General features: G+C 31.6%; 9 protein-coding genes. All 9 read right to left on the bottom strand.

Going from position 1 to position 12,851, the window contains the following annotated elements:
- Nucleotides 1–3,648: beta strand repeat-containing protein (locus AWE51_RS24715; RefSeq protein WP_198403866.1), on the bottom strand; the 3,648-nt coding region annotated here is incomplete at its 3' end.
- A gap of 983 nt (nt 3,649–4,631) precedes the next feature.
- Nucleotides 4,632–4,811, bottom strand: a complete 180-nt coding sequence (locus AWE51_RS24710; RefSeq protein ID WP_066319662.1) for a hypothetical protein — start codon at nt 4,809–4,811, stop codon at nt 4,632–4,634.
- 319 nt (nt 4,812–5,130) lie between these two features.
- Nucleotides 5,131–5,964, bottom strand: coding sequence for a mechanosensitive ion channel family protein (locus tag AWE51_RS24705; RefSeq protein WP_066319660.1), 834 nt, complete (start codon nt 5,962–5,964; stop codon nt 5,131–5,133).
- Nucleotides 5,965–6,059: 95 nt separating this feature from the next.
- The gene (locus AWE51_RS24700; RefSeq protein WP_066319655.1) at nt 6,060–7,220 is read right to left on the bottom strand and encodes a DUF3095 family protein; all 1,161 of its coding nucleotides are present in this window, start codon (nt 7,218–7,220) and stop codon (nt 6,060–6,062) included.
- A 310-nt stretch (nt 7,221–7,530) separates the two neighbouring features.
- Nucleotides 7,531–8,208 (bottom strand): LytR/AlgR family response regulator transcription factor, encoded by a 678-nt coding sequence (locus AWE51_RS24695; protein ID WP_082832608.1) that lies wholly within the window; start codon nt 8,206–8,208, stop codon nt 7,531–7,533.
- A complete protein-coding gene (locus AWE51_RS24690) occupies nt 8,205–9,230 on the bottom strand; it encodes a sensor histidine kinase (protein ID WP_082832607.1) in 1,026 nt (341 codons plus the stop codon). Before AWE51_RS24690 ends, AWE51_RS24695 begins: the two co-directional genes overlap by 4 nt.
- A gap of 23 nt (nt 9,231–9,253) precedes the next feature.
- Complete coding sequence (locus tag AWE51_RS24685; RefSeq protein WP_066319651.1) at nt 9,254–9,946, bottom strand: hypothetical protein; 693 nt, start codon at nt 9,944–9,946, stop codon at nt 9,254–9,256.
- Between the two features lie 31 nt (nt 9,947–9,977).
- A complete protein-coding gene (locus AWE51_RS24680) occupies nt 9,978–12,305 on the bottom strand; it encodes a TonB-dependent receptor (RefSeq protein WP_066319646.1) in 2,328 nt (775 codons plus the stop codon).
- Nucleotides 12,306–12,602: 297 nt separating this feature from the next.
- The gene (locus AWE51_RS26750) at nt 12,603–12,752 is read right to left on the bottom strand and encodes a hypothetical protein (protein WP_157766219.1); all 150 of its coding nucleotides are present in this window, start codon (nt 12,750–12,752) and stop codon (nt 12,603–12,605) included.
- Nucleotides 12,753–12,851 lie beyond the last annotated feature (99 nt).

Raw genomic sequence — 12,851 nt, 5'->3', positions numbered from 1 at the left:
ACTATAGGTTCGGGTGATCTCTTCAGGATTACTGTTCCCATCACTCACATCACTGACAAAAGCAACCGTAGGGGTACCACAGTTATCTGCTTCATCTGTGACGACAGTCACATCGGGTGTAGGTGCACTACATTGGGCACTAATCGGGGATGGATTACTAGCCGTAGGATCAGTTGTATCATTAATGGTAATGGTTTGGGTCACATTGATACTGTTCCCTGCTCCATCCGTAACACTATAGGTTCGGGTAATCTCTTCTGGATTACTGTTCCCATCACTCACATCACTTACAAATGCAACCGTAGGCGTACCACAGTTATCTGCTTCATCAGTCACTACAGTCACATCGGGTGTAGGTGCAGCACATTGTGCAGTAATCGGTGATGGATTACTAGCGGTAGGATCAGTCGTATCATTAATGGTAATGATCTGAGTCACATTGATACTGTTCCCTGCGCCATCCGTAACACTATAGGTTCGGGTGATCTCTTCTGGATTGCTGTTCCCATCACTCACATCACTGACAAAAGCTACTGTAGCCGTACCACAATTGTCTGCCTCATCAGTCACTACAGTAATATCAGGTACAGGTGCACTACATTGTGCAGTAATCGGTGATGGATTACTAGCAGTAGGATCAGTAATGTCTTCAACTGTAAGCTCTACTTCGTTAGAAGTAAGGATAGTACATAAATATGAGGAACTAGAAACTACAACTCTATACCTATTACCATTAGCAGCTGTAGTAGCATTAGTAATAGTTAATGTACCTGTTGTTACTGTACTGTGTATTCCTGTATTAGTTAAATTATCCCAAGTAGCTCCATTAAATAATTGCCACTGATATGTATTTACATTCGAAGTTACAACTGTAAATGTAGTATTCGTATTTGGACAAATACTTGAATTAGAAGGTTGCGTTGTAATTGATGGTGCTGTACCGGGAGTAGTGACGTTTACATTTGTTCCCGTATATCCGTCGCTTCCTGAAGTAACAATTCCATTTCCGTTAACCGTAAGCCCACTACCAAATGTACCATTCCCTAAAAGTCCATTGTTATCACCATCAGTAAATCCAGCTTCAATAACATCATTACAGCCATCATTATCACTATCTAATTCTAAAAAATTATCGTTACTATCAGTATCACTATCAGCAACTGTATAATTTATAACACCACTATCCTCACCTCCAGGTGCTTGAACAGCATCAGGGATTCCATCTGTTCCTACTGAACCAGATACTACCCCATTAATATGTGTTTGATTATGACCAGCTTCAACCGCATCATAAATACCATCATTATCTGAATCTAAATCCAAATGATTAGGAATGCCATCTTGGTCTTGATCAAAAGTACTATCTAAACTATCACATATACCATCAGCATTTCCGTCCATACAAGAAGGTGCTCCTCCACTACCATTATTATTGGCATCCTCATAATTTAGTATTCCATCATTGTCTGCATCTGCTGAAGGATCAACCCCCAATTCGTTCTCTAAGATATCGGTGATACCATCATTATCATCATCTTGATCAACCTCATCAGGACTATTATCATTATCTGTATCTAATGTTCCTGTAATTGTTATTATTAGGTTTGCAGAATCTGTATTTGAAGCACCATCTCTTAGAGTATATGGTGTAATATCTGTTAATGTTGCACCTGCAGCGAGAGCTATAACCGCAGGATTAGTTTGATCTAACACATAAGTATATGAACCATCTGCATTAACAGTTAAAAAACCATAAGTTGTAGCTATAGCATTTCCTACATTTAAAGGGTCTCCATCAACTGAGAATATAGTTACTACATTATCACCTTGCCAAAATATATCTGAGACTCCGGCTATTTGCCCTCCAGGATCAGCATCTGTGGCATTGGGGCCATAGTTATACGAAATCACCAATTGATCAATAGGTGCTTGAAATGCTACATTAATATTACCCGTTGCATCTGCCTCGACCGCTGTACCTGTTCCATAATATGTATCAGCGCCAGCTTCTACTATTCCCCCTGTTCTAATAAAATTATAACTTACTGGTGTTGGAGAGCCTCCAGCAAAACCTTGAATTGTTATTTGATCTTGCCAAACAGTTCCTTGTGAATAATCAATATCTGTTACTAAAAAACCGACATTAAAGACTTCTTGATCAAAATCTATTATTAATTGTGTATCTGACACTGGATTTGTTGCAGGGTCAATATTAAATAGTAAATATCCTGTATGCCCTCCATTCGTTAGTGTATTTTGTGATGTTTGATTAAGCCCATTACCTGCTCCACTTGGATCTAACGAAGTAAAATCTAAATCTACTCCATTAATAGTTCTGGTTTGGCCTGTTACTGCCGCTCCGTTAGTAAATTCATTTTCCCAAATTAACCTAGATAATGGTCTGTCTAATAAATCTTGACCATTAACACCATCCCCCTCTATAACATTACCTGTTGCAGTATTAATAACTCCTACACTTACATTATTCGTATCATCTACAGCAATTGGGGGATCGTCAACCCCATCTATCGTAATTGTTAAGATACCGTAGTCAATTCTACCTGTTAAATCTTCTACTGTATATGCAATAACATCATCTAAAGATGTGGTACTTGTTAGCCCAGCCACTGCAGGACTACTTGTATTCACCGTATAAGAGTATGAACCGTCTGATTGAATAGTTATAGAACCATATAAAGTAGTATATGTAGTACCCACAGCAGCTGGAAACACATTTACTTCTGATACAGACAATACTTCTCCTGGTGTACTGTCGGTATCATTAGTAAGAATATTTCCTGTAATTGCTGCAACGGCATCGGCATCTACATTATCGGCATCATCAACTGCTACAGGGTTATGTCTCCAAACTCTAATAAAGGTATTAGCACTCCCAGTTACCCCGCCATTATCTGTTATAGTAACGGTAACTGTTCTGACCCCTTCTGTGTATGCATTATTTAGATCCCCATAGAATAGTGTGGCCATAAAACTTTCAAACACTGTATTGGGGATCGGTAATCCATTAGCTTCAGTAATTGTAAAATTAGTACCCCCCGTTTGAGCAAATGTTAATACAGTACTACCAAAAGTATAATTTACAGCTTTATCAGCACCATTAAAAAAGTAAAAATTAGTGCTATTAAATGGGGGTATTGCAAATAATTCCTGGGGGTCTATTGTACCTGCTATACTTATAGTTGCACTAGTGATATTACCATCGTCTGATGTAACCGATTCATTTTGAGAAACCCTGTAGACTAAACCATTAGTAGGTTGAACAAAAAAACTATAATCATTACCAACAGTGTTTCCGTCTAAATCAATAGTTGGTGCAGCTAAAAATGTTCTTGTTCGACTTTTAAAAGAAGATCTAGAAGTGCCATTATCATGTATATAATTAGGAAAAAATAGATTTGCTCCACCGGCATCGATTTGTTCGTTAAGATATAGTGATTTTGGATCATCTATTCCTTGAATTTTGGTATCTATGTTTTGCGCATAGGATAGTTTTGGATAAAAAAAGAGGCTTAAAAATAAGATTACCAAAAGTATAGAGTTCTTAGTATTATATCTTGGACTTACATTTTTTCTTCTTTTAAATGGCTGGGTATATTTATTTTTATTTACTATTTCTAGGTGTCGCATATTTGCACTTTTAAAAAGATGATCGTTTTACTTTATTCTATTTACCTTAACCCTGCTAATGCGAGTTAATAGAACCTCAGAGAGAATCTATTAATTATGCTATAACTAGTAATTTCAGTTAATACATTGCCCTTAGAAACTGAAACATAGTTTAGATCTGATAGTATTCGAAAATTGTAGATTTTTTTTTGTCGATCACAACACTTTTTAAAAAAGTATTGGATTAATACTAATTTGTACTCTAGTAATAATAAAAGTTTTTTACTCCCAAATCGTACATGTTTTTTTCGGGATACTAATTGATATACCTTCTTAGTTGAACATAAGAAGATATCATAATCCTCTCCTACAAAAGTTGGAGAATAGAAGATATAGTTAACCATAAGCAGGTAATTTAGATTGCTATTTTTGTTTTATTACATACGCTATACAGAGTACATAATTCATAACATTTTGACGTGCATTCTTTCTTGATCAATACTACCTGAACAGCATAAAATTTTATATAAAAAATTATAAAAGACATTCACTTCTAAAGGGTAATTAGAAAGTTTAAAATGTTTTTTTACTGTTTCTAAAGTCTTATTGACTAAGCATACCTGTTAGTATTCTTTATTTATCTAAATTTATACATAATAGATTGATAATTCATACTTTAAATCACCAAAATAACTATGGCAATACCGTAAAAATTGCTTTTTAATTCTTTCCTCGAAGTTTTCTTAATTTTTTGAATGCTTTTTTATCCCTTTTTGCTCAAATGAAATATTAACCTTAATAGCCCTTATATTTTATAGTTCCAAAAAAACGCGCATTTAGATGAAGTACAGTTATTTTGATTTTTATCACTAATCAGGTTAAGGTGTGAGAGACTTGTTTTACTAATTGAGTTTGCCTTTGTTCTAGAGATATATGCTCATAAAAAAGGCCTTTCGATTAAGAAAGACCTTTAATAAATAAGTTATTATTAAAACTTATATATTTTAACCATCGGTATTGTCATCGTTCGTTACACAAGTACATTGCCCGGTAAAAATATTTGCCTGAATAGTACCTGAGCAAGAATCGCTACAAGAAGCCATAACGTAATCTCCACCGTGAATAGTTTTTTGCGCACTTTTGTTTAATGTTTTTACTCCTGTTAGGTTTAATAAATTTTTCATGATTTAAAACTTTTTAAAAAAATAATTTATTCTTGAACATTTAAAGACACTCAAGATATACGTCTATTAAATAAGCCTGAAAAATTAATATGTGAGATTATGTGTGTGAGTGGGGTACAGGAGTTATGACGCCTCCTTTTTAAATTCACTCAAACTTACTGTATATTAGGTCGTTACACAAAAAATAATTATGGCTTTACCTCAATTAACATTTTTTTAACATTTAAAACATGCTAAATAGATAAGCAGACTTAAAGTAAAATTTTAAAATCAGTGGATCTAATTATTTGAAACGGAATAACCTTTTTCAATCTTTATTTTAAGACATTTCTTTTGAATATAAATGCACGTCTCTTTGTGGAAAAGGTAAAGAAATACCTCCAGCTTCTAGTTTCTTTTTGGCTTCTTCAATTGTATAGAAATGAATTGCCCAAAAGTCATCGTTGGATGCCCAGTATCTCAATTGTAATGTAACGGCACTATCTCCTAACTCTGTAACAATTACTTCTGGAGTTGGTTCTTGCATAACCAATTCTTGACCATTGATAAGGTCCAAAAGGATTTGTTTTGCTTCTAATATATTACTGTCATATGATATTCCTATGTCTATCTTATCACGTCTAATACCTTCTGAAGAGTAGTTAACAATATTATCATTGGATAACTTACCGTTAGGAATAATTGCCAATTGATTACCAAAAGTGGTGAGTTTAGTTGTAAATATCGAAATCTCTTTTACCGTTCCTGATATTCCTTGAGCTTCAATAAAATCACCAATTTTAAAAGGTTTAAAAAACAAAATCAAAACACCGCCTGCAAAATTCGCCAAAGACCCTTGTAGAGCTAAACCTACTGCTAAGCCAGCAGCTCCCAGAATAGCAACTAATGAAGATGTCTGAACTCCTAATTGAGTGATCACTAAAATTAACAATAAGATTTTAAGTCCTATGTTAATAATTTCATATAGGAAATTCTCTAAAGTTTCATCATAATCTTTCTTCTGAAAAAACTTACGTAGTCCCTTACTAAAAATCCTGATTACCCACATTCCAATAAATAGAATTAGAATTGCAGAAATCAATCCAGGTACAAAATTCCATATCCATTCTATAAATTGATCCCAATTTTCTTTGGTAAGCCCTAATTTTTCCATCTTTTAGTTTTTAGTATTTACAACACAAGTATATTGTTTTAGCAACAATATTATTTCAAAATTAATATGATTTTTATACAAATATAAATCAAGGGTCAAGCTTTTAAAATTTTTGATTTAAATATTTTAGCTGCAGAAGTATATCCCCCATCTGTGCCATCTATGAAGTGAATGTGTTTATCTTTTCTATCTTCTACATAACAAGACATTACACAACCATGAGTGGTGTGAATCCCATAGGTTATTTTACCATTTGACTCTAACCCATTTAAAAAAGAAACTAATTGATTTATTTGCTTTTCTTCGCCAGATATAACCGTATTTATTGTTCCATCTATCATTAAAGTATCAGACAATTGGATAATCTTATATATATATTCTTTTCCTCTTTTAAAATATTGAAAATACAATTTACCTATACTAGTAATAGACCAGTTTTTAAGCATATAACCAATATTATACTTTCCGATTCTGGCGTACATTTCTTTTTTAATTTTTGAAAAGGTATTATCTAGTCTTAATTTTCTTTTAGAAACTGGTTTTCTTTTATCAATATCCCCAAAGATTACATCTATTTTTGTGATAATCTGTTCGTAAACTTTACTTTGTATATCGTCTTCTTTACAATTTATTAAAAGGCATATTACTTTTTGTGTGTTCTTAGGTGGCGCTATTTCATCCCATCTACACTCCATCCCTTCTAGGTTTGCCAAATCACTATTTACTGTGTCCTTTTTAAAAGAGTTTAATGATTCTTGTTTAATAACTTCTTCAGCATACTTAAGGCCATTTCCTAATACAATAGGAATTGTAAGGTATCTATTTAATCTAATTTTACTAATTGTTAATTTTTGATTGTTGGCAAAGATATCTTTCACTTGCATGCCTCCTACTCTAAGATCTAAACCTAAAGTTTCTTTAACGTGTTGCTTGTGACCATTTAATATCTCTAACAATCTTAATTGCATTGTACCAGGAACTAGAAATGTAGCACCATCTCCTCCGAAGAAATATGGGATTTTAACCGATTTATGTTCTTTTATATGATTTAATACAGCAACAATACTTCCTGTAGCGGCTAAGTTGACGTCATTATGCAATCCATTTATTATTGCTTCTGAAGAATTTTTGATATCTGTGATTATAACATGCCAATCTTCTGGTACTTTAGTAAAAAGCGTTTCGTCTGCTAAAAGGTCTCTTAGTTGTATTTTATTCGCTACAAGGTTTTTATAAAAAAAAACAGTAGATTTCATATCTTTAAATATTTCAAAATTGAATGCCGAATCTATATTAATTCCAACTAAATGGTTTTACTATTTTTTCTACTTCAAAAAGTGTTTTGCAATGCACAAAAGATACTGAATTTATTCTTACACGAACAGTGTCAAAAATCACAAAGAATTCTGGGTTTACGTAAAAACTCTGAAGATAAACCTAATATGCTCTTTTTCAATGAATATAAAACTAAAACATAGATTATATTGGGTTATAAAAACTTGAAAACTTACTCTGGGATTAGCTGTAGAAAGTTTACGCTATCAATTTCTAATACTATTACAAATGCTATTGTCTAATATATTTTAACAAACCATCTTTATATGTTTTACCAATAGGTAACTTATGATAACCAATAAAAACCTGATTTCCTGAAAGTTTTTCAATCTTATCCAAGTTGATTATATAGGATCTATGTATTCTAATAAAATTATGATGAATTAATTTGTCTTCCCAATTTCTTAGACTATCTAAAACAAGAATATCCTTATCTTTTGTTATTACATTTACATAATCTACTTCGGCTTTAAAAAACAGAATAGTGTTAACATTTACCTTGTATATTGTCTTATCGGTATATAAAAAAAAGTGTTTTGGGCTTTCTTGTCTAGTAGAATTAACTTTATCCTGAACTCTATTAACGGCTTTAAAAAAACGTTCATGCGAGAACGGTTTTACTAAATAATCAACTACAGCCTCTTCAAAAGCTTCTACTGCATAATCAGGAAACGCAGTTGTAATGATTACATGAGGTGGATTTACTAGCGTTCTTAGAAAAGATAATCCGTTTAATTCTGGTAATTGAATATCTAAAAACAGGAAATCTGCTGCTTCTAATTCTTTTAATTTGATATCTAATCCACTCTCATATATTCCTAAGCAATTTACAAAAGGGGTTTTATCAATATATGTTTTTAAAACCTCTTGGGCACTATATTCATCTTCTAGAATTATACAATTTATCATATAGCTATGCTTAACATTACTTTAAATAGCGCTTCACTTTCTTCTATACTCAATTTGTATTGATCTGGATACAACAACTGTAGTCTATTTTGAGTATTCTTGATTCCTATCCCGCTCTCTTCCCAATTTGTTTCTATTTCTTTTTGTGCATCTAGACGAGGATTCTCGCAATAAAAAGAAAAATCATTATCCTGAATTTTTAGCCTTATTTTAATTGTATGTTTCTTTCCTTTTAAAACACTGGTATATTTAAAGGCATTTTCTACAAAGGGAATAAGCAACAAAGGCGCTATTTGTTTTTTAGGGTTATCAATATCCTCAGAAAATATGACTTCTATTTTATTCGTTAATCGTTCTTTTTGTAAACTAATATAATCTTTTAAATGCTCGATCTCTTGATAGATTGTAACTCTTTCTTTTTGTCCTTCATGTAATACATATCTAAAATTGTTTGAGAGTTTTAAAATCAAATCAGGGGCTTTATCATCTTTTTTTAGTGTATTTGCATAGATTGTATTAAGCGTATTAAATAAAAAATGTGGATTCACTTGTGCTTTTAAAGCTTTAAGTTCGGCCCGTTCTTTTTCTTGCTTTACCATATCTAGCTCTAATTGTTTGGCATACATTTTCTTTATTGAATGTACTGTGAAAAACACTAAACTAAATGACAAATACGTTACCAAACTTGATAAAATAGTTCTCCAACGGTGATGTTCATGACCTTCTTCATTATGAAAAGTGGCATCTGCATAATAATGAATTAATGCGTTACCAATAAATATGAGAAAAATCAAAGGAATATATTTTTTTTTGTTTTTTAATGGCAAGAACCATAAATACACCACGTATGATGGGACCATATAAAAAAACAATGCATTAAATTCATGAGCAAAACTCATAGAGTATCCTCCTTCTCTTCCAAAATATTTTATATATGGAAAAAAGAATACCATACTCCAAAAAACCAGATGGATTATTGGCTCTATCTTTTTAGTTTTTAGATATAAAGGGTCGTAACTCATAAAACAGCTCTAAGATATCAATTTTATTTATGGAAAATCACAAGATCTTTTATTGCAGCTTTAGCCAAAATTGTATCAGTATCACTATTCGTCCCGCTAATTCTAAAAAGTACATGTCCACCTTTAAGAGGATCAGTATCTGTTTGCTCAAAAACAATATCACCATTAAGAGAAAACCAAACTCTATCTTTTACTCTCCCTATCTCAACAGAAACCCATTGATAGGGAGCTGTAATATTGTCTTCTTTTCTAATATGAAAACCTCGCTCTAAAGATGTAATATTTTTATAGAAAAAAGGAGTGTATCCATGTGACTTATTATTAAAAGTCAAATTATAATGATTCATCGCACTACGCCATTTCCAAATATCTTCTGGCTTGGCATTTTTTGCAGGAAATGTAAGTGTTGTGTCATTTTGACTATCAGAAGCAGAAAACAATGTTATTAAAACTGACGAATCTGACATTGCTTTAATTTTATATTTCAAGATAATATCGCCTTCATAATTTATCGGGCTTACCACAAAAAAACCATCTGAATCATTAATTTCTTCAAAAACAAATTCTTCGTTTTTAATAGAGGTTTTACCTTTTCCTAAGGTTGTCCATTCAGAAAGTTGTTGAGGGTTTATTTTTTCTTCAGTAAAAGTAGTTGAATTACATGCAAGCATATTGCATGCTATTAACATCAACCCAAAATATGATTTTAAAGACATGGTTTATTTGATTAAGATTAGTATTAATTTTTTAATTATTTCCATCATTATGTCTATACTTTCTCTTCTTTCTATTTCTAGTTTTGTTTTTGTTTTTAGAAAGGACATAGTTAAGGCTACATAAAAAACCTAGAGTTTGTGATTGAAACTTCCAGATTGTACGTTGTTCAAAATCTCTAGTTCTAGTTGTTCGTTTCATTAAATTATTATCTAGAACATCAATTACTCTAAGGTTAGCAGTGAATTTATTTTGTAGAAATTTAGCTCTAACTCCCCAGTCTATTCGATGCCTAGGTTCTATAAAATTAAAAGGGTTTTGTCTTTTCGGAGTATGCCTATAGGTTATATCTGTACTAATTGACTTAGTGATCTTAAAGGTGTTTTTTAACTGGAGATTAGAAGAATATAACTCATCCCAAGTAACAATATCATTATCTTCTGTTTTTGTAAAGTAATAGTTTCCTGTAAATTGAGTATTCCATGAGTTTAGAAGTTTAATTTGCATGGTAGATTCTATTCCGAAAGAATGATTGATCCCTTTATTTTGAAATGAGATTACTTGTATGTTATTATCTTCGATATCATTTACCCATAGAATAATATTTTTTCTATACCTATAAAAGGTAGTAGCAGACCAATTAAAGCTTTTTTTATTTTTATGATAACTTATTTCTAGATTATCACTTGATTCTGGTTCAAGTCTGGAGTTTCCTTCGAATCTAAAAAAAGGATTTCCTAATTGAAACGGGTTTACATGATGCAAATTAGGTCTTGAAATTCGTCTACTATAACCAATACTAAACGTATTATTTTGATTGAATTTATATGCAGCATGAATCGATGGAAAAAGATTTGAAAAACGAAGGTCTGTTATCTCAGAGTTTAGAGTATTTGTAGAATTTGAAGTAAAATACTCATATCGTAATCCAAGTTGCCAATCAATTTTTTTTAGTGTGAATTTTGTAAGTCCATATATACCAAAAAGTTCCTCGCTATACTTAAATGTATCCAAAGTCTCATCTGTAGTATCTAATCTAATATATCGTTGATTTTGAATATCACTACTATTAAAAGATCCTCCCACTTCAAACTGCAACGTTTGAGTTATAGGCAAAGAATAATCTAATGATAAAGCATGAATTTTATTATTTTCATTAATTTCTTGATCAAATATGAATACCCTATCTTCAAAATCCGAAACTGGATATTCATTTTTATTATCATTAAGATTAAAATCTAATTCTAAAAAATGGTTTTCCTTTTCAAATTTCTTTCGATAATTAGCATTGAAAACATAAGTAGTATGAGAATGTTCAGCATTTCTGGTATATGTAAAATCATCACGATTAGTAACATCAAAATATTGTGACGTATTATAAAAACTATGATAATCATCGGTATAATCTAACCCCACAGAAAGCTCGTTGTTATCGTTTATAAAATAATCTACTCCACCTGCAAGTTTTCGTGTTAAACCATTAAAGTCATAAGGAGTAAAGATATTTTGAGTATCTCCGTTATTAAAAACTCTATTAATTGTCTGTTTACTATCCATTTCTCTGCCAGACTGTGATCCTGTAAAACTTAAGTTTACTTTTGAAAAATTATGATTACCTGTTACTCCATAACCATATCGTTTTGTTCCAAATGAGCTATTCAGACTAAGGTTTGTTCCTTTGTTTGTGTTACTTTTTAAAATGATGTTAATGACTCCAGTTAGACCGTCTGCTTGATACTTTGCCGATGGAGACGTAATAATCTCTACACTTTTGATAGTTGACGAGGGTATTTGTTCCAACAATTCTACAGCATTAAGTGCAGAGGGTTTTCCGTTAATCAGAATCCTAACATTATCATTACCACGTAATGAGATACTTCCTGTACCTAAATCAGTTTGTATATCCGGAATTTGGTCAAAAGCTTCAAGTGCATTGGTTCCTGATTGTTGAATGTCTGTACCTAGATTAATAATTTTTCTGTCAATTTTTAGCTGCGTGGTTGTTCGTTCTGCTTGTATAACCACTTCGTCCAAATCACTAACTATGGTACGAAGGTTAAAAAGCAGATTTACAGGATTATCAAGTGCAGTATATTGTATAATTTCTGTTTTATATCCAATAAATGTAACTTCAAAATATGTAAATAACTTATCAGTTGTAAACTCAAACTGACCTTGATTATTGGTAGATGTACCATCAACTAATTCTTGATTAGCATTGTAAACTGCAATCGTTGCAAAAGGAATAACTTCTTGAGTTAGGGCATCTACAACACTTCCTTTATAAGTTGTTGCTTCTTGACTGACAAGATAACAGGGGACTATCAAAAAGAATACTATAAAAATTACTGTTCGCGTCATTTTTTGAATTTGATACTTCAAAATTGATACGAATAGACTTCTTAAAAAATATTAATCTGTGAAAGCATTATTTTCATCTGTTAACGTTATTTAAAAAAAGTGATTCCAACCAAAATAAAATAATGACAAGTAAAAAGCCAATCATAATTATGATTGGCTTTTTAGTGAACTCACATCAAAAAAATGATGCATCCTTAATTGATCAACTACTTTAAGTTAGCTTGAAATAACATCACAGTCTATAACTTTGTTTTAGTGTTCGTGGCAACTTGTATTATATATTTAATAGAATAAATCCTAGTACGCCGCAATACAAGGGACACCAGTTTTGGCATCACTACTCGCACTTCCTCCTAAAATTTTATTTTTTTCATTATTAGTAAGAGATACAATTTTTGTTTTACTCAACCTTAGTTTATTTAAAGTTTTTTTTTCTATAGATTTCATAATTTTTGTTTTAAATTCAATTAAACATACTTTGTTATAAACTCAAAAAGAAATAAGTTTTCTTAAGAATCTCGCTTTTCGCTTTTCTAAAATTAATTA

Origin of the sequence: Aquimarina aggregata, assembly GCF_001632745.1 — a bacterium.
Taxonomy (GTDB): domain Bacteria; phylum Bacteroidota; class Bacteroidia; order Flavobacteriales; family Flavobacteriaceae; genus Aquimarina; species Aquimarina aggregata.
Note: the sequence above shows the minus strand (reverse complement) of the source record. Positions and strands in the feature narration are given on the sequence as shown.

Bases quoted from the DNA above. Each gene is read 5' to 3' on its own strand.
- AWE51_RS24690 (WP_082832607.1), bottom strand. From the start codon at position 9,230: ATGAGTTACGACCCTTTATATCTAAAAACTAAAAAGATAGAGCCAATA.
- AWE51_RS24700 (WP_066319655.1), bottom strand. From the start codon at position 7,220: ATGAAATCTACTGTTTTTTTTTATAAAAACCTTGTAGCGAATAAAATA.
- AWE51_RS24685 (WP_066319651.1), bottom strand. From the start codon at position 9,946: ATGTCTTTAAAATCATATTTTGGGTTGATGTTAATAGCATGCAATATG.
- AWE51_RS24680 (WP_066319646.1), bottom strand. From the start codon at position 12,305: ATGACGCGAACAGTAATTTTTATAGTATTCTTTTTGATAGTCCCCTGT.
- AWE51_RS24705 (WP_066319660.1), bottom strand. From the start codon at position 5,964: ATGGAAAAATTAGGGCTTACCAAAGAAAATTGGGATCAATTTATAGAA.
- AWE51_RS24695 (WP_082832608.1), bottom strand. From the start codon at position 8,208: ATGATAAATTGTATAATTCTAGAAGATGAATATAGTGCCCAAGAGGTT.
- AWE51_RS24710 (WP_066319662.1), bottom strand. From the start codon at position 4,811: ATGAAAAATTTATTAAACCTAACAGGAGTAAAAACATTAAACAAAAGT.
- AWE51_RS26750 (WP_157766219.1), bottom strand. From the start codon at position 12,752: ATGAAATCTATAGAAAAAAAAACTTTAAATAAACTAAGGTTGAGTAAA.